The organism is Solitalea longa (assembly GCF_002920915.1).
GTDB classification, from domain to species: Bacteria; Bacteroidota; Bacteroidia; order Sphingobacteriales; family Sphingobacteriaceae; genus Solitalea; species Solitalea longa.
This window is the reverse complement of the sequence record NZ_PQVF01000020.1, coordinates 15,535-35,230: the sequence shown is the minus strand read 5'-3', so window position 1 is coordinate 35,230 and position 19,696 is coordinate 15,535. Positions and strand designations below refer to the sequence as shown.

Annotated in this window: 14 protein-coding genes; 2 read left to right on the top strand and 12 right to left on the bottom strand. The window is 37.5% G+C overall.

Annotated features, from left to right (window positions below; genetic code table 11):
* Window positions 1-11: 11 nt before the first annotated feature.
* From C3K47_RS18900 to C3K47_RS18840, 12 genes are all read right to left on the bottom strand, one after another.
* Window positions 12-530: a hypothetical protein gene (locus C3K47_RS18900; protein ID WP_103790728.1), complete on the bottom strand. Its 519-nt coding sequence runs from the start codon at window positions 528-530 to the stop codon at window positions 12-14.
* Window positions 530-4,201: a DUF7149 domain-containing protein gene (locus C3K47_RS18895; RefSeq protein ID WP_103790727.1), complete on the bottom strand. Its 3,672-nt coding sequence runs from the start codon at window positions 4,199-4,201 to the stop codon at window positions 530-532. The genes C3K47_RS18900 and C3K47_RS18895 overlap by 1 nt, the downstream gene beginning before the upstream one ends.
* Before the next feature lie 200 nt (window positions 4,202-4,401).
* A complete protein-coding gene (locus C3K47_RS18890; protein ID WP_103790726.1) occupies window positions 4,402-4,692 on the bottom strand; it encodes a hypothetical protein in 291 nt (96 codons plus the stop codon).
* A 455-nt stretch (window positions 4,693-5,147) separates the two neighbouring features.
* Window positions 5,148-7,790 carry an alpha/beta hydrolase family protein gene (locus tag C3K47_RS18880; protein ID WP_103790724.1) on the bottom strand — a complete coding sequence of 881 codons (2,643 nt, stop codon included), beginning with the start codon at window positions 7,788-7,790 and terminating at the stop codon, window positions 5,148-5,150.
* Between the two features lie 8 nt (window positions 7,791-7,798).
* Window positions 7,799-9,214: a RagB/SusD family nutrient uptake outer membrane protein gene (locus C3K47_RS18875; RefSeq protein ID WP_207765330.1), complete on the bottom strand. Its 1,416-nt coding sequence runs from the start codon at window positions 9,212-9,214 to the stop codon at window positions 7,799-7,801.
* A gap of 17 nt (window positions 9,215-9,231) precedes the next feature.
* Entirely contained in the window at window positions 9,232-12,465 is a 3,234-nt protein-coding gene (locus tag C3K47_RS18870) for a SusC/RagA family TonB-linked outer membrane protein (protein ID WP_207765329.1), read from the bottom strand.
* 307 nt (window positions 12,466-12,772) lie between these two features.
* Window positions 12,773-13,906: a FecR family protein gene (locus C3K47_RS18865; RefSeq protein ID WP_103790723.1), complete on the bottom strand. Its 1,134-nt coding sequence runs from the start codon at window positions 13,904-13,906 to the stop codon at window positions 12,773-12,775.
* Window positions 13,907-13,993: 87 nt separating this feature from the next.
* Complete coding sequence (locus C3K47_RS18860; RefSeq protein ID WP_103790722.1) at window positions 13,994-14,566, bottom strand: RNA polymerase sigma factor; 573 nt, start codon at window positions 14,564-14,566, stop codon at window positions 13,994-13,996.
* A 281-nt stretch (window positions 14,567-14,847) separates the two neighbouring features.
* The gene (locus C3K47_RS18855) at window positions 14,848-15,993 is read right to left on the bottom strand and encodes a hypothetical protein (RefSeq protein ID WP_103790721.1); all 1,146 of its coding nucleotides are present in this window, start codon (window positions 15,991-15,993) and stop codon (window positions 14,848-14,850) included.
* Between the two features lie 248 nt (window positions 15,994-16,241).
* On the bottom strand, window positions 16,242-16,604 hold the full coding sequence (locus tag C3K47_RS18850) for a hypothetical protein (RefSeq protein WP_103790720.1): 363 nt from the start codon (window positions 16,602-16,604) through the stop codon (window positions 16,242-16,244).
* Window positions 16,605-16,606: 2 nt separating this feature from the next.
* Entirely contained in the window at window positions 16,607-16,885 is a 279-nt protein-coding gene (locus C3K47_RS18845; protein WP_103790719.1) for a helix-turn-helix domain-containing protein, read from the bottom strand.
* A gap of 162 nt (window positions 16,886-17,047) precedes the next feature.
* Window positions 17,048-17,899 carry a hypothetical protein gene (locus C3K47_RS18840; RefSeq protein WP_103790718.1) on the bottom strand — a complete coding sequence of 284 codons (852 nt, stop codon included), beginning with the start codon at window positions 17,897-17,899 and terminating at the stop codon, window positions 17,048-17,050.
* 339 nt (window positions 17,900-18,238) lie between these two features.
* Between C3K47_RS18840 and C3K47_RS18830 the strand changes: the two genes are divergently transcribed.
* Both C3K47_RS18830 and C3K47_RS18825 read left to right on the top strand, forming a co-directional pair.
* Entirely contained in the window at window positions 18,239-18,685 is a 447-nt protein-coding gene (locus C3K47_RS18830; protein ID WP_103790747.1) for an Hsp20/alpha crystallin family protein, read from the top strand.
* Window positions 18,686-18,786: 101 nt separating this feature from the next.
* Window positions 18,787-19,611 carry a hypothetical protein gene (locus C3K47_RS18825; RefSeq protein WP_103790716.1) on the top strand — a complete coding sequence of 275 codons (825 nt, stop codon included), beginning with the start codon at window positions 18,787-18,789 and terminating at the stop codon, window positions 19,609-19,611.
* The last annotated feature ends 85 nt before the right edge of the window (window positions 19,612-19,696 follow it).

Here is a 19,696-nt window from a genome sequence, read left to right as displayed (position 1 = left end):
CTCATATATAACTATTTTTCTTTTGGTGATGGTGAAGGATTTGATGGAGGTGGAGGAGGAATAACTCCAGTAATCGGACGAGTTGGATTTGTTTCAGAATTTGATGAATTATTTTTCATTTTATAAATATTGATTGTTACAAATAGTATTAAAAAAATTATTCCAAGTAAAAAAGTGCCTACTGTTCCGTAATTAACATTAGTAATGAATTGATTACGTCTACTAGCTTTAGTTGCATCATATTCTTCATTATCAATATCTTGAATTGTTTTATATGTGTTACGTGCAGATAATAAATGAGAAATTAAATTTACCACTAACGTTAAGCCTAAAAAAAACCAGCTTGCACATAACATCCATTTTAAATGAGATAATGAAATATCCTTAACGATTTTCTCAATAAATAACATTGAGGCTCCTAAGGCTCCTGCGCTTATATATGAAAGTTGTTTCTCAAATGTTTCCTGGCTCTTTTCATAGACTTTCAATAGCTCCAACTTGTATTCTTTTAAAAGGTCTAGTTCTTCCATTATCCAACTCCCTCCACAATTTTAATTTCCTCCTCGGTTAACTCATATAGCTCATACACCAATTGATCGATTTCTTTTTCTAAGGAAGTTGTAACGGAAGTGGAGTCATCGTTTTTAATTGAAAGAATTTGAGTCACTAATTCAATAAATGGTTTTTGTCTCTCTAAGCTTATGTTCTTAATTGGAAACTTTCTTAAATCATTAAGGATGATTTTGGGAAACATTTTCCTTACAGACTTTGCTGTATTTTTAATAAAGAAATAGGATAGTACGTTACTTGAAATTAATGCTAGGATATATTTTATATCAATTTCAGAAAGTTTAGGCAAAATGGCGATATTACTCATGTTAAATAAATAATCATCCTCCGTATATGTTGCAATCAACGATTTAGGATACTTGCCCGTAATTTCCCTTAGGATTATTTTCTTGCCCTTGAAGATTCTAGGCTCCGCTAAATGTTCGCCAAATCTTAAATAATTTCCAGTCCAATTAATACAATACCGATTAATATTTTTTCCATCCAAATACTTATATGTATTTACATCATACTTGTAAGTATAATCAAATGGTCGATTTTTAACATCTTCTTCTGTTTGTCTAGGTTTACCTTTCCCTTTTTGGTAAGCCTTCAAACCCGCTTTTATATAAACAATATTATCTAAGACAATGGAATCGGTAGTTAACTTACGGGTTAAATTATCACTTTCATTATTAGAAAATACATTAAAAGTGAAATCGTGATTTAATTCAAAACCAGTTTGTCTTTTTGAATGAGTATTAACAATTTGGTTGTTTTCTCCAATTGAGATTTTAATATCGTCTGATGCTAATTTATTTTTTGTGCCAGATATTGTAATCGTTTCCACGCTTACACCCTCAAAAGATTCCCCTATAAAGTTCACAATTTCAGTAAGTTGAGATTTCTTGACTAGAAACTCTCTGATCTTAGCAGTAGATGAAACCATTAAAAGAGAATTAGGAATAATTAGACTATAGTTAGCCTTAACATTTAAAATATTTAAACTTCTCTCAAGAAATAATACATAAAGATTTACTTGATAATCTGTCGCACTATAGTTTTCATAGAAATACTTCTTCATTAAATCATCAAAATTCTCTCTTGCAAAAACATAAGGAGGATTCCCTATTACCACATCAAAACCCACAAAATCACCCTCATTATTTAACACTTCAGGGAACTCAAAGCGCCATTCAAATGCATTTTCGTAAATCTTATTGCTTTTAATTTCTTCAACTTCGGTTTCGAGTTTGTCAGCTTCAGCGGCTAAAGCACTTACCTTTTTGTTCCAATCGCCTTTTTCTTTTTTGCCTAACTCAAATAAGCCGGTTTGCTGTGTAAGATTAAACAGGTCGCCTTTAAGCTTATAAAGTTTCAGCAACTTAGGATCATTCTTGTTAATCTCGCTTCTGAAATCGCCTTTAATGGTTTCAATCAGGCGTTCCATCTCGCGCTTTTGTTCCTTGCTTTCGGCATTGCGGTAAGTATGTACAGCTGTACGGTACATATCCACGTTCCACTTACTCTTTTTCAATGCTTGTTTTAAATCAGCATCTAAAGCAAAACGGCTAATTAGCGAGTTACCGCATTTGATGTTGATGTCGATATTAGGTAGTGTTTCCAGTTCACCCCCTAAATCCCCATTAGTAGGTACTTTATAGTAGGCATTTTTTAACAGCTCTATCCATAAACGTAAACGACAAATTTTTACCGAATTAGGGTTGATATCTACCCCAAATAAGCAGTTTTCAATAATGGTTTGCTTTTCGTGGAAAAGGGTTTCTTGTATGCGTTGACTTTCTTTATTGAGTGGGTTATATTCGAATAAATTGCCGTCTTCATCGGTAACTACTAATTCGTCATTTACAACTTCAACATGATATTCTTTCAACCGCTTGCACTGACGATCTTGTAATACTTTGAGATCGTTTTTAATGGCAATGATTTCGTTTAAAGCCGAAACCAGGAAGTGTCCTGACCCTACGGCCGGATCGCATATTTTGAGGCTGTTAATAATGGTATTAGCTTCTGATCGATCTTCAATTTTATCATATAAATCATCTATCGAAACGCAATTCCAGCCTTTAGTTTCATTGAATTTCTGCAATACAGCGCGACGTATTGTTTCGCGACACATGTACATGGTAATGAAGCCTGGGGTAAAGAATGAACCATCTTTATAACCATTTATCTTCTCAAAAATTAAACCTAGTACGGAAGCGTTGATCAGTGTTTTGTTATCCTCCTGTATTTCTTCCGAACCTTCTCCTGCAAAATCATAGGCTTCTAAAAAATCAAACAAATATTCAAGGGTGCTGATCTCTTCTGTTTTCCTTGTTCCGGTTAAATCTTTTAAGACAGTGTTTGATAGGGTGGGAAGTTTGCCATGATCAACCAGATTACTAACAAATAGGGTAAGGTGTTCTAACTCTGTGGGCTCAAATAACGAACTGTTCAAATAAGGAATCTTACCAAAACGTTTTATAACATCTTCGTCCCGATCTTCAACCTTACGGGCTAATACCTGAAAAAACAAACTGTTTAAATCATCGAAATCACGGATTTTATCACGATTTAAAAAAGAAAAGGACTTATCTCCTTTGTGGTAACTTATTAATTGGGCCTCTAATAGTTTAAGAAAGAGAATACGATTTACCCAGGTTATCACTAACTCCAAACCTACGTTAAATAATCGTTCCTGATGATTCTCACCATATTGAGAAGGTTTTTCTAAACGAGAAATTTTATCGAGGCTGTCAAGTTGTTTGATAGTGTTTTCCAGTAATGAGCCATTGTTTCGCTCCCCAATTTTCTTACGTTCAATGAGTTTTTTACTGCCGTCTTTGGTCTCCGTTAAGCCAATTATATGAAGTAGTTCGGAATAAAAACGTTTATCTAAACTGTTACTATCATTGGTGAAAGGCAATTTAAGTAAATGCTCTGGTGATAAGAGTTTAAACAGGGCAATGAGTTTAGTGTCATCTTGTTTGTCATTATTCCGGAGCGGTTTATCATACTCCTTTAAATCGAAATGAGTAAACTGGAATTCAGAAACAACCGTTTCAATAATAGGTCCGGCAATTTCTTTATAAAAGAAATCAGTTTTGGTACCAGACAAACGTCGTTCTTCAAAGTCGATAAACTGTTTAACTAACTGCTTATTTTGGGTTAAGTGTTTTTCAAATGAAGCCGCATCAAAAATAAACCACTCATAAATATTGGTAACTACCAGGTGTTTTATTTCAAGATTCTTATGAGTTATTCTTTCCCGCAAATAATACAATACCAGTTCCTGAAAGGCTTTGGCATTAATGTTTTCTATGCTAAGCATTTCAGCCTTATTGGTTGTACTTTTCGCTTCAATGAGTACTCCAACAGTAGATTTGGCATCCTTGCCATTATGTATTACCAGGTCATTTCGTCCTTTAGTATTCACAAAATGGTTAGGAGAATAGTAGGTGTTTTTTAGAAAATCGGCAATAAGGTTTTTATGAAACTCCTCTGATTCTTTATCGTTGATCTGATCCAATAAATGAATTAGATTGAACTTGAATTTTTCAATTTCGGAACGATTAGGCTTAACTTTTAAAAAGGCTTTATTTAAAGTTTTTCTGGGATTCAGTAGGTTGTTATTCGTTTTCAAAGTCATTCTCGTTGCCACTAAGTTAATAGGTTAGCAAAATAGAGAAAAATGAAGTAAATAACAGATGTCTGTTTTCAACAATTTTAACGTTTGCAAAAGCATTTCTCATATATAGGACTTGCGTGTTTGCAAACGTATTTTTAATCTATAAGTTAATGAAAGTCAATATTTTGACAATTTTCCTAACAATGGTGTAATCTTAAGAATTAGTCACATAATTCAAAAAACACATCAATTGCAACCCATTGCCGACAAGGTATGCCATTCTTAACCTCTTGAATTTTACATCCATTACTATCGAAAATATAATTACAGATTATTTCATCCTTAACTTTTAAGCTTCCCTTTTGAATATGCATTTGCTTTTTATATCTCCAGGAGCGATTTAGGCTTTTAGATGAAAAGATTAGGTATTCGGGATAGATACCTGTTTTCTCAAACTCCCACATACCACCTTGTCTAAAAGTTAGTTTTATATCCATTTGTAGCGTTACCATTCAAAAGGCAAAATAGTGAAAATTGATGAATGGGTTTTGGAGGAGAAAAATCCCTTTTTTAACGTTTGCAAAAGCATTTCCCATATATAGGGCTTGCGTGTTTGCAAACGTTCTAAATGGCTCATAATTGGCTTTAATCGCTTTTTTTTAGGAAGTATAAAACTTCCTTTTTTTCCTGCCTTTTGCACAGAATTAGGAATTCGCCATTTTCATTTACAATAGTAACTGGTACTTGCATTATTTGCTTGATTCGGTTTTCAAGGGAGGGATTGATATCGAATTTTCTTTTGTTAACCGTGAAATAATTAACCATGGAGTAGCACAGAGTTGCACCCGAGCATAGTTGCTTCAAACCTGATTAATTGAATTTCATTTTTAATGAAAGGCAATGCTGTTCTTTTTTAGAAACAGCATTGCCTACATCTCTTTTTATTCAATAAAAATTCCTTTTAGATCTATTGCTGTCTAGCCTCCCCTTTCAACAATTGATCAAACCATGCCATCATTCGTTTGCTCAGATCCTTCTGATTATCTGAGTTTTCTAGTGAATGGTCTTCATCTGGATAGACCAGCATTTCAGTTGCAACTCCCAATTTTCGAAGTGCCAAATAATAGGTTATGCTTTGATTCCAGGGAATGATCCTATCATTTTTGCCTGCCCACAGTAAGAGGGGTGTTCTAATGTTTTCAGCGTGCATAATAGGAGAATTCCTTAAGTATGCCTCTTTGTCCTCGTACAGCGATTTTCCAATACGGAACTGCTGGTTTTCAAATCGCCACATATCGGCTTGAAAATAACCATTCCTGCTGATATTAAAGTACATTGAAATAATATCGCTAATCCCGGCTCCCGAAACGGCCGCCGAAAAAATCGGGGTTTGGGAAATAATAAAATTGGTTTCATAGCCACCGAAAGAATGTCCATATAAACCTATTTTATGTTTATCTACCAAACCTTTGTCTACAACCGTTTTGACTCCGGCTGATACACAATCAAGGGCCGAACTACCTGGATTACCCATCTGGTATATAATATCGGGCATTAACACAAAATAACCATTTAGCGTATAATTCGTCACATTAAAGCCCTCCCTATTCAAGAAACTGGGATTGACATACTGATGAAGTTCATCAGACATCACATCATAGATATGCACCACCATTGGGTATTTCTTTGTGGGATTATAATCAGCGGGATAAAACAGCGCCGCTTTTAATGTTTGACCTTTACTGTTGCTGTAATACAGCAATTCTGATTTCCCAAAGGAATACTCATTTTGTTGCTTGTTGGATTGAAACAAAATTTTGGAAACAGCCTCGTTTTTCTTTCTGAATTCCAATCGTGGCGACTGATTGAAGGTTTGATTCTGAAAAATATAACTGCTGCTTTTACTCTTGCGGATTTCATCTATTTTACTGGCTTCATATACCAAAGGTTTCTCTCCCGATTGGGCATTGTAAATAAAATACCCTGTTGACCAGTTTTCGGTATTTCTTGCTTCGAGCAACAGATCTTTAGACAGATCGAAAATGGTGGCTTTCCTTCCGTCGTAGTTACTCTGCGATCGCCAGTCATATTCAATGAGAGTTATCCTGTAAACAATGTTTTTCTCCCGTCCTCTGGTTAGTCGCTCGCAAGAAGAACCATCAGTAGCCACCTGCCAGATATCATTGGCATCATACAATAAAACGTTCTTTCCGTCGGAGCTCCAGCCCGGATTGCCATAAACCCAAAATTGATGCGGAGCATCAGCAGTATTGTAATTGTCCCAACGCGTTGAAACTTTTTTGGTCAGGTTGGTATGTGTTTTTGCCACAGGATCATATATCCACCAATTACTTTCCCTATAATACATTATTTTGTTGCTAAAAGGATCAAAGCCCATCTGGTTGGGATCAACTGATTGCTTCTTCAGCATCAGTTCTTTGGAACCGTCTTTTAGATTGGTTAAATAAAAATCCGCTTCCTCATAATATTTGGATTTCAGCCCGTAGGAGAATTTATTGTATGAAACAGCATATTCCTGTTGCCCGCTCAGCATCATTTGAGGTAAATCATCGTCGTTTATTTGTAAATACAAGCCCGTATCCGGATACCAAACGGCCAGTTTAGTAATGTCCCCTTCCTCTTGCTGACGTTGTCTGTCTACATAAAGCCATTTATCAGTTCCCTTCCAAACTTCGACTGCTTTTGGATCGTTTCGTAAATCTGCATCCTTATTTTTAGCTACCATAAAAAAAACTTTTGTGCCATCAAAGGAGACGTGGGGTTGGTTCCAATTCTTGAAACCGATGCACATATTTTTGGTTGAGCCTACTTTAGTGGAATAATCAAATGAAAACAGTTTCTTATCACTAATTCTAAGATAATTAATCGTAGTTGTTTTTGAGACAGAGTCAATTTCATTCAAAAAAGCAACTGACTTATCATTGTGCTGCCAGACAAAATTGGCAAACTTGCCGGCATTTTCTTTCGATATCGTTTCGCGGGAATACTGTTTAAAATAGATTATTCCAACGTCACTATGTTCCCGCAGCCTGCTGGCAAAAATTAAAGCATCTTTGTTTACATTTAAGGCATATTCTGTGACTCCAAGGATACTGTCAATGGCTATTCCTTTTTGATTACATATCTTCAACAAGCTTTTCTCACTATACCCTTTATTGAAAGTGATAATGTACTGACCGTTACTCGCCAATTCATACCGTTTGACATTGTCATATACTTTTATATTGCCCGTCTGTAACTGCATTACTTTCAATTGGGACTCCTCAGGTATCAAGAATGCAAATAGTTGCTCTCCTCCAAAACGACCCTCAGTCCCTTTTGGGATGGCATAGCTTTTATTTTTAGCGATGTTTTGTACAAATAAAGTATCGTTGTGGTTTTCATACCGCATGGCATAACTGGCCCATGCCCCCCCATCGGATATGGCTTTTACCTCCAGTGTTCCCCATCTGCCGTAATCGTCTTCAGTTAATGGCTTCTTTTGTTGTGCCTGCCCCAATATGGGACAGGCTAACAACACTAAAAGAAATAGATCCAACACCAAACTCGAGATTACGAAGTCTATTTTTTTTCTTTTGAATACTTTCATGGCTTTGATTAATATCCAGGGTTTTGCGGATTCAGGTTGGGATTGGAGTTCAATTCAAGGGCAGGTAATGGCCACAAACTATCGGTGGTATTCCATCCTGGTTTGGATACGGATAGCACCTCGTCTAGTTTTCCGGTTCGTTTCAAATCAAAAAAACGCTGTCCAAATTCAGTGAATAGTTCAAAACGACGTTGTTTTAGAATATCATTTATAATCTCATCAAAAGTAATCGCAGTAGATTTGGAAAGTCCTGCTGTTGTTCGAATGAGGTTTAAATCTTCTTTGGCTCCACTTAGATCGCCTTGATACGCTCTTGCTTCGGCGCGAATCAGGTATTGTTCTGCCAAACGAAACACTATGGAATACTCAACAGAGCTAGGGGTGGAGGATTGTTGTTTGTATTTAAAGGCATGGTACCATGTCGTGATCCCATCTGTTACCGCCTTAGTCCAATGGGTCTTTCTTTGATCTCCCACTTCAAAAGAATTCACAAAGTCAGTCCTAAGCCCCACGATGGGTGGCGGACCTGAAGTAAATATGTATATGCTCCCTTCGGCAGTATTGCTGTCGGAGGTGTTTGGCATAAATTGCCAGATTGTAGTGCTGCTTTCTTTAAGAAAGATTTTATCCAAATCCGTTTCCCAAACATACAGTGGATTATTGATCACTGCAGAGGAGGCATTCGAGGCTTCGGGATATAATCCCATATACAAATAAACCCGTGCTAAAAACGCTGTGGCAGTGCTTCGGTTGGGAATAATGCGCTCAGATGAAACATAATCCTCCGATAGTAATTCAACAGCTTTATTCAGGTCCATTACAATCAGGCTATAGATTTTATTGGCAGGCATTCGTGAAACTTTGCTGTTCAGTAGATGATCTGTTGTGTTGATATAGGGAATGTCGCCAAAGAGATTCACTAGATAAAAATGAAGCAAGGCTCTTATAAAGAGGGCCTCACCTTGCAATTGTTTTTTATCGGCTTCCGCTATGGTAGTGGAATTGTCCAATCCTGCAAGAATCGCATTGGCGCTATAAATTTGGTTATAACTCCTATTCCAGGTATTATTTACCCCATTATCTCCAGGAAATAATGAATTGGTATAAAAATTATCCACCGAGTATAGGTAGTAATAATCAAATTCATCGGCGTAGAGCCCAAGAGAACAAGACACCCCCGATGAATGACCGGTCAATATCCCGCCATCTCTCATTTTGGCATACAAACCGGCCATAGCCGCCTTGGCCGTTCCTGCATCTTCGAAAACTGTTTTGGCCGACAATTGCGAAGCGGGAAGATCCACTTTCACAAAGCTATCACAGGCACCTAGTGTCAGAGATAATATTAGCAGGAAACAGCTTTTATTATTCATCTCTTTAACACTTTTATGAAGTAACTTTTTTAAAATAATTGTATTTATCATGGCTAGATTAGTAAAGGTTAAAACGTAAGCTGTAAGCCTGCGGTAATTGTTTTTAGAGGAGGCAGGTATGCGGTATATTTAAATTCTGGATCACCCCCTTTGTATGGGGTAAATGTTAACACATTCTGTCCCAACAATGACAGCTTACAGTGAACCCCTTTGATGGCATGCAACGGCAGGTCATAGCTTACCGCAATATTTTTTAACCGAATGTAGGACGCATCCACAATTGGTGCGTTGCTGTCCAAATAATTGTAATAGGCATTTACAGCAGCCCCATTTTCGCCCGATGTATTCATCTGAAAAGGAACCTGGTCTCCTTCATGCTGCCATGCTTTAATCATGTCCGAACTCTGATTGAAGAAACTACCACCGGGAACGTTTGGAGTATATATGTAATTCTTTTGTTTTACAAACTGGAAAAGAAAATTTAATTGCCAGTTTTTATATTGAAACTGGTTTTCCAAACCTCCAAAGTACTGCGGTGTAAGATCCATAATGACCTTTTTGTCGCCCAGTGAGGTAATCATACCGTCTTTATTGAAATCTTCCACCTCATACAGCCCCGTTTGTGGATTGACCCCTTTTAACTGATATGTCTTTACAATGCTTGTCGATTCCCCAATAACATATCGATTGGAATAAGTCGAGCCTTCGAGTCCCGGAAAAGACAGTAGTTTGTTTTTGGGAGCCGATATATTAAAGTTGGTTGTCCATTTAAAACTGTTACGGTCAAAATTTAGAGTACGCAGTGTAAATTCCAGCCCCATATTTTGAACGGTGGCGTTTAAATTAGCGTTAATGGAACTGAATCCTGTTGTCCCTGGCAAAGGAATCCCTACCAATTGATTAGAAGACCGATTCCGATACCAAGCTGCTGTAAAAAATATTCGATCCCGGAAGAACCCCATTTCTATTGCAGTCTCCAGTTTTTGGTTAGTTTCCCAACTAAAATCCGGATTGTACAGTCGAGTGGGATCTAAACCTATGGCACCATTGTAGTTTAGACCAGAGGAAATATAGGTATCCAAATACTGATAATCCCCTATTTGATCACTGCCTGAACTACCGTAGCTAGCCCGAAGCTTTCCAAAACTCAGCACTGCATTATCTTTTAGGAAACTTTCTTTCGAGAACAGCCAGGCGGCGCCTATAGCCCCAAATGTGGCAAACTGTTTGCCTGGTCCAAATCGGCTTGAACCATCCCTTCTTCCCGTTAGGTTCACAATATATTTTTGATCCCAATTATAATTGAGCCTTCCAAAAAAAGCTTGGTATTTATATTGGGTTTCATCACTTACAAAAATGGATTTTTGAGTGGCTGAGGCTATGTCCGTAATCTGGCTGTTGCTAGCAAAACCATACCCAAACTGGTACAGCCGTGAGGTAGTTTGCTGTTGCGCAGTACCTCCCACCAAAACATCAATTGTACTGATTCCGAAATTATGGCTCCAACGAAGCTGCGGTTCCACAATCCAGGATTTTCTCTGGGTATTACTGGAAAACATCGCCGAGTTGCTGCTTCCAAGATGATAGGCAGGATCATACATTGTCGATGGCAAGAGGCGCTGCTCTCCATTCTTTATATCTGTTAGCCCTAAATTAGTTTTGAGTTCCCAATCTGGAGCTATCTGATAACTCAGCACTGTATTGGCAATAAGATCATTAGTTTTTGCCGTGCTAATGCCCCGGAGCGCTGCCAATGGATTTTGAAAAGTGCTATTTTCAAAATTCAGGTTGCCGTTGGCATCATACAGGGCAGGGGCATTGGGAGCCAGATTTCGAGCCGTGCGGCTGATATCGGTTTCTGGCTGTAAATTGTCTTGGGCAGTATAGCCTGTTGAAAAAGTGAATTTGAATTTATTATCCTCACTCCTGTGGTTCATGCTAAAGTGGACAGCTGCTTTATCATACTTAAAATCACCGGGGAGTACCGTTGTTTCAGTGTGGTAGGTGCCATTGATCAGATATTGGGTTAAATCGGAACCGCCTGATACCGACGCCTGCATATTGGCAATTACAGCAGTTCCACCCAAAAGTTCCTTTTGCCAATCGGTATAACGGTTTTGATCCCAAGTTCCATTAATGTCATATGCCCAATCGGGATAGTTGGTAACACCGTCATTGGCAAAACCCTGTTTTCTCATTTCCAAATACTGCTGGGTATCCATCAGGTCGATCATTTTGGTGACTTTTCCAATTCCTGAAGATGCGGAAGCCGTTACGCTCGTTTTTCCTGCCTTGCCTTTTTTGGTGGTAATCAGTACTACCCCATTGGCTCCGCGCGAACCGTAGATAGCGGTTGCATCTGCATCTTTGAGGACTTCTATGCTTTCAACATCATTGGGATTGATGCTGTTTAACGGACTCGTAGGTGTTGGTATTCCACTTGTCGTATTGTAGTATCCAATGACTTCCGAAGAATAAGGCACACCATCGATAATGTAGAGCGGTTCATTGCCGTCTTCCCGTAGGCTGTTGAGACCCCGTATCTTTATCTGGAAGCCGCTTCCGGGCGTTCCTGAATCCTGGATGATATCGACTCCTGCCATACGCCCTTGCATTGAGGCAAGTACATTTGAAACAGGTTGTTTCTCAATATCCTTAGCGTTTATTTTAGAAATATTTCCAGTACGTTCGCTTTCTTTAACGGAATAATATCCAGCGTTGACGGTTACTTCTGTCAACTTTCCAATCACTAATTCCATTTTGATGGTCCCTAACTGCGGAGCGGCCTTACGTTCGCGAGTTATATAACCAATAAAAGAGATTTGTAAAATGGCACCTTCATCCACATTTGCTAGGGTAAAATCTCCATTTTCGTCAGAAAAAGTTGATTGTGTGGTACCCTTAACCAAAATTGTTGCCCCAACCAACGGCTGTCCTCCCTCATCAACAACTTTTCCTTTGATAGTAATAGCAAACAATGCGCTCATCACCCTGTTCCGAAAGGAAGTTTTTATTGGCTTAATTATAATATTCTTATCGTCAATATTATATTCAAAAGGCTGCTGTGTACTTATTTCTTCCAGCACTTCCTTAAGATCAGTATCTTTAAAATTGACGTCGATGCTTTGAGATCCACCCAACTTTCCTGGAGCATAGAGGACATTATAACCCGTCTGTAAAGTGATTTGGTTAAAAATTTCAGCTAAGCTTGCACCTTTTTTACTGTAAGTAACTTTTTGAGCAAATCCAGCTGCAGATACTTGAATTAAACAAGTGGTCATTATAATTATGATTATTTTCATAATTAAAAATATTTTAGGAGGTAGCCATAAACGGCAAGCGCCTGCGTAAAAAGCATTTATTTTCATACTTTTATTCCGGTTAGAGTTGATTCATGAATTGTTGATACGATTTTTTTATCCCCGAACCTACTTAGGAGAGGGAAAGGTTAGCTCAAACTGTTCCGGGAGGTGCTGGTAACACTTCCCGGTTTGCTTTATAGAGCAAACCCTTAATTCTTTAATTTTGCTGTTGTAAAGGTCAAGTCATTTTGTTTTTATTAAATATTTTTATGAAAGAAAATGGGTTGATTACACATATAATGCTGTTTTATTGAGTTACCTTAATAACTTTCCCTTCTATTTTAAATTTCACTGCACCCGTTTGCTCAATAGCAGCCAATAATTTGGACAGATTACCATATCTTGATACCGAGCCACTTAAAATTTCATCCTTCAATGCAGGTTGCTCATACACTACCTTCACATCATACCACCGTTCAACTTGCCGCATTACATTTTGGATCGCGGTATTATTGAAATAAAATAATCCATTTTTCCAGGCAACAGCTTCTCTTGTATTTACTTCAGATACATGGATAATATTCGCAGCAGTAACCGATTGCTGATTTGGTTTAAGCATTACATTTTTTGCGCTAATACCATTTTTTTCTGAAGTTACACGCACACTGCCTTCAAGCAAGGTGGTTATCACACTACTCTCATCGCTGTACGCATTAACATTAAAATGTGTACCCAGCACCTCTACCTTTTGTCCGGCACTTTCAACAATAAAAGGATGAGCCTTGTCTTTAACAACTTCGAAGTAGGCTTCTCCTTCCAATCTCACCCTTCTTACACCCTTATCCATTAGCATAGGAGTATAACTAATACTTGAGGCGGCATTCATCCATACTTTAGAATTATCAGGTAGAATTAAAGTATAAACCTCTCCATTAGCAGTAGTTAATGTATTTAGAGAATTAGTAGCTGATTGGTCATTTTTTGAAGAACCTAATTGGTAAATAATTTCTCCCTTAGCGCTCTTGGTAATTTTAACATTCGACTGTTGTGCTATTTCTCCATTGCTGGCTGTGGATAAGCGAATTTGAGAACCATTTGCAAGGGTTAAAGTTGCCCCTTGCTTTCCTGGTGCTATATCATTGAAGGCAATGGTAGTTTGTTTTGATTTGTTGGATTGGCCAGAATAGTATATTAATCCTACACTAAAAATTACTATTGCGGCCGCAGCAGCTACCGCGATTTTTGGCCAAAGACGCCTTTCCTTATATAAAGGCAATGCATTTGACATCGCGTCTAGCTGGTCCTCCAACTCTTCTAAAGAGATTTCGGCATCAGGAAATTCCCCGAAGGTAATCCAGTTTTCAACCTGCTCTTTTTCCTCTGCAGTACACTGGCCTGATTTATATTTTTCGAGAAGTTCTTTGGCGTATTGTTGATCCACTAAAATATTCTTTGGTTATTTTAGTAGTTAGTCAGTTAAGTATTGTCCAAGGGTTAGAACAATTTCAAAATAATTTTAATTGGTGAGTTAAAATATAAAAAGAAGATTAAACAGTGGGCCGAGTTTTACCTTTAACCTTTTAAGAGCCTGATGCATATGGCTCTTTACGGTTTCTTCAGATAGGCCCAATTCTTCAGCGATTTTCATGCGGCTATAATCCGACTTACGGCTTAATTCAAATACCTGACGCATTTTTTCAGGTAGGGCCTGAATTTCTTTTTCAATCTGAACTTCCAATTCACGATACCTTACAAGATGGTCAGTGTGATCAGGCTCAGTAGAAAGAAAACTACTCAAGCTATCAAGGTAACGAGCAGAAACTTGTTTATGTGCAATTAAATTAGCCACTTTATTTCTCACTGCTGAGTGCAAGTAAGTTGATAAGGTAAACTCAATGTTCAAACTTTCGAAATTTGACCACAGAGAAAGAAATACTTCATGAACAATATCCCAAACTTCTTCTTTTTCATTTAACCTTTTAAAAGCAAAAAGATAAAGCGATCGTTTGTAACGGTTATAAATTTCAGTATAAGCCACACGATCTCCCGTCCGAAGCATTTCGGTTAACTGTTGGTCGGTATGGTTCGTATAGCTCTTCATCTCTCCAATGACCTCATTTATAGCCTCAAAATTTTAATAAACGTAATGATAAATAATTTTTAAGATTTGTTTGCATCAATACTGATTTTAGAAAAATTAAGATGGGTTGAGAAAGCTCATAAAATGTTTTTATTTCAGTAAAATAAAACAATGCATAATAACTAAAAAGGAAGAAAATCACACCTCTGCTGCTTGAGATTCCTGACGTTTGCAATTTGCAACGCACATATATAGCCTTTGCAAACTTGCAAACGTTCTAAAAGATTGCAAATAATTGATATTCAATATTTTAACAAGTATGAAATTTCCTTACTTTCCTGACGTTTGCAAAGTGTGCAGAATGCGCCATTTTGCCCAATGAGCGTAATGGGGATTTGCATGATTTGCTTAATTCGATTTTCTAGAGTCCGCGGCTTACAGTCGAATTCCTCCGTTAGCAAATCAAAGAGGGTTTGCTTACTCATGGGCTCAATTAATATTCTACCTAAATAATCACAGAGTTCATCCAGTTCGGCTTTTTGCTGGCGTTCACCTAGTACTGTAAAAACGGTTTCGGGGCTAGCAAGTATCAATCCTTTTTCTTCATCGGAATATTGCACATAAAATGGTTCATGCTTACGAGAGCTTCGGCATTTGAGATAGGCAATTTTAATAAGGTCGGTAAAACGGTTTTCTCCGTCACGTTCAAAGCCTACTTGTAAAACAGTGGATGCTTTGTTGGTGATCTCAGTGCCCAGATGTCCCCTAGCTTTGTCGGTGTTACCGGGGTTTTCATGAATCAAACATAAAAAGGAAACATTGTAGCGGTTGATGGACCGGTTCATCATATCAATCAGTTTCATGCTGTCTTTTGAGTCATTGAAATTGAATACGCAATCTGTGATCACATCTAACACAATAAAAACGTGGGTATGATATTTCTGACGAATATATTCCAGGTACATGTCTAACATTTCGAAACGTTCCTCCCGGCTGAATTCTAAGAGCGATATGTAATCGAAATTAATGGGGTGATCTTCTATTTGGTAACCGGCTTTTAATTGGATTTGTTGCAGTGCGTAGGGTAATTGATCTGATAGATTTCGTTCTGTATCAACGTAACAAACAGCAACTCCTCCAGACCTCCCCTGAAGTGGTGTAGCTGTTTTAAAGCCGAGTAAGTCACGATTACTTTCAGGTCTTTTTAAGAAGGTAGCACAAATTGTTTCTGCTAAACGACTTTTATGTACACCGGCTTTTCCCTGGATTACATTGATGGTTCGAGGAAAGAATACCGCGTTTTCGTTTTGGCTAAGAATAGGAGAAGCAAAAGTTATGGGCTTGGATTTGTTTTCACGGATTTTGGATTGGCTTTCGAGAAGTTTTTGGAGGTTGGTTTCGTTGGTAAAGGTGGTAGATGAATTTATAGGTGGTGGTAGAGTTTGCATATTAGTAGGGATTACAATGATTAGGAACACGAATTGCACGAATAAGACGAATTGCACGAATAAGACGAATTGCACTAATAAGAGAATTGGTGAACACGAATTGCACGAATTAGACGGATTACACGAATAGCTTATGATAATTGCATTGTAAAAAAGACCAAATGCTGCCCGCCGAGTCGAGGATTTCGAACGGACAGCCCAAAGGTCCATGACAAAACAATTAGTCTTCAGTTTTTTGTTTTATTTCTTTATAAAGGCATGAAATAGACCTTGAATTGATCGTTTTCTTTACGATAGTAGAAAACATAATCCATAGGTAGGTTTCCGTTGATTTTAAGTTGCCCGATAAAGCATTGCTCCATTCCAATAATACATTGTGCATAATTGCGGTCGAACAGTCGATTTAGTAGTTCTGAAAAGAGTTGTTGCCTTTTTAAATCGGATTGCAGACGCTCATACATTTTTTGTAATTGTTCGGCATTGTAAGTTTTCTCATTACGGGCTTTGTTATAAAATTGGGTTTGCCATTCCAATTTATCGGCATCGGCTTTTATGATGGTAAGGCTTTCATTTAACAAACCTTGAAAGTTTAATGGTTTACCGGTTTCCATATTTATTTCCTCCCAAATGGTTTGTTGTAATTTGAATTCAATAACTCCTGGACATCGGTCATACGGTAATAGATTTTAGCTCCGATTTGAGAGAAGGCAATTTTTCCTTCATCGCGCCAGCTTTGCGCTGTCCGCTTAGAGACCTTCATCAAGAACATAAAATCTTGATTGTCGAGAAACTTGTCTTCCGGACGTTCTTTGCGGGTAATGAGATCTTGGATTGTTTCGAGTTTTCCTACCAGGTCGTTGTAGGCATCTTTTGTTAGAATTACTGCTTCCATGTTTTTTGATGTTTTAAAAAATTATGGAAGCGAAAGAAGATTAAAGTTTGAAGTCCCCAGGTCCCAAAATGGTCCCCGGGGACCATTTTTCTTAAAAAACGCGGCTTTAGGAGCAATAGAGAGCGTAAGTATTTAGGAGGTCCCCGTGGGTTTTGGGGACCTTTATTCTAATAAATCAGAAATATCGATACGGCCGTCCTTTGGACGCTTTTCAAAACGACTAGGCCGAAGTATGGTTTTTAATGTTTCAAAAGAAATTGGATTTCCGTCTTTATCTACAAAGTTGTGAGCGAGAAACTCTGCCAACGACGAGGCTGAATTATCAATTAATGGTTTTCCATCAACCCTGATGGTTGCAAATTGATGGAAAATATCGGCCAGTATATTTATCTGTCCATTCCATCGTAGCTTAATGGGCGCGATATTTTGCGGCACCGGTGAACGTAAAGCTATTTCCTCCAACTTATGAATTTTTTCAATTTCCAGATCCACCTGGGCTGCAAATGTTGGTTTAGTTGGTATCGGCTCAATAGGGTGGTATTGTAAAAACTCGGTTTTTCGCTCAATTAAATATTTTAATTTTTTAGTGCTGGAATCCAATTTTTCAAGTTCTTTTGATACCTGGTCGAAATCAAACTTTCGATCTTTCTTACACTGTCGTAATTCATAATCTCTCAACTCATCGACAACCAAGGCATGTTTCATGAGCCAATTTAAGGTTACAAACTTGTCGGTGTCTTTATCCACTTGATTAGCCAGTAACATACGAAGTGAATTTAACCAGGTGATAGGATCAGTTAATCCTTTGATCTGATGCCTTATAAATTCCTGGCATTCTTGAAGTTTCCAACTTTTGATTTTTGCTAATAGAGCAGCGCAGTAATGGGAGTTTTCAATGGATTTACTGTCAGGAAAATCGTCGCTGACAAAATCGTAAGGGTGAGCTTTTGCAATAGCAGTGTTTACAAAAGGTCGTTCTTTGAACCGAATAGATAAATTTAGATCATTTAACATAGTAGATAACGTAGTGTGAACTACAATGTTAAAATATTATTAAAATAAATTAATAATACAACACAACTTAATGACAAATTTGTAGTTGTTTGGAGGTTGATTGAAAATCTCCATTGCTTTGTCGAGGCAAGTTCAATTAAATTTTGCTTGGGGGCATTTTGAGAATGAAAATTTGACAGTTTCAATGAAAATTTTTCAGAAAAATGGCATAAAATCAAAAACCACATTTGTTTTAAAATTCACTGGCACTCAGGTTGTTAAGGTAAAATTGAAGCTCAATAAAAAAATGAGTTTAGACGCTTGAATTGTTTGACCAAAAACTTAAAGGAGGATAAAACCATGTTAACGTTAAGAGACAATGGAACAAAATGGGGAATCCCAACCTTGTTGGGAGACCTTTTCACTCAAAACTGGAACGATTGGGGTCTTTCGAATTTCTCAGAAGCCAATACCACACTTCCCCGAGTAAATATCCGGGAAACCAATGAGGAGTTTAATATAGAATTGGCAGCTCCAGGAATGAAGAAAGAGGATTTCAAGATCGAGCTGGATAACGACATGCTTGTGATTTCTTCCGAAAAGCATGATGAATCGGAGGAAATGCAGAATGAATATACTCGTCGGGAATTCAGCTATCAATCGTTTCAACGTTCATTTACACTTTCTGAAAGGCTGGTGAATAGAGAAGAAATCAAGGCTGAGTACCGTGAAGGAATTCTTCACATCACTGTGCCCAAAAAGGAAGAAGCCAAAACAAAACCGGTGAAGGTAATTGAGATTTCTTAAAAAAACATAGCAAAATTTACCGAGAAGGTCGGGGCGCAATTCGCCCTGACTTTCTTTTTGATGTTCAAAAATCAGTGGGAATCACATCAAATCGCTAAACTATGCAGGCCGAACTAAAAAATGAAATAGATGGAATAGAAAAATTCTTTCATGAGATGCAACAGGTTAATATTGATATCAGCAAAAATATATTAACCTATAATGGCTTTCATAGCGCTAAACTTTATACGGTGTTTTTGCAAAAAAATTATATGCTGTTCAATACAAATTTGTATGTGAATCTAAGCGGTATCACCGATAAAACAGAGCGTGTTAACTATTTAAAAAATCTGAAAAGGCATCTCACCGAGTTAGATGAAGAATTGTTGCAGACTCGTGATACAGTTGTGATTCTACAGTCTATGCTAATTGAAGGCAAAAATTGGAGATCAATCATCCCCCAATTGAAGGAAATGAAGGTAAATATCACAGAGGATGCTCTTCTAAAAGAATTGGAGGAAATTGACATTCTTTCATTCATTGACAGTCAGATAGGGTACAGTTATAAAGCCATATCGCTTGTTTATGATATAATAACCCTTGAATTGGGTGTTCCATCTTCTTATGGCTTAAATCCTGTACTACCTACTTACAAGTTAAGGTGGAAAGGAAGCATGCGTCAATTGACAGAACTATTTATTGAATTGCAGAGAAAAGAATGGATTTCTACTATTGAGGATAAAAGGATTGAGCCGGCAGTAAGAAATATTGTAAGTCTTTTTGATATTCAACGCACCAGGCTGCCGGAAGAGGAGCAGGAATACCAATCGATGAGTGAAATACTGAAAGGCACAATTAGCGAATTAGGCAAGCGGCATCATCAAAGGCTTTACTCTGAGCATTATCAACCAGTTTTTAACAAAATAAAAAAGAATAAGAGCCTTTAATAATCCAATGCCCTTCTTTGGTTGGATTTTAAAAAAGTGAAATGATATTACAAAAAAGCATGGCTAAACCAGTTTTTTGTAATAT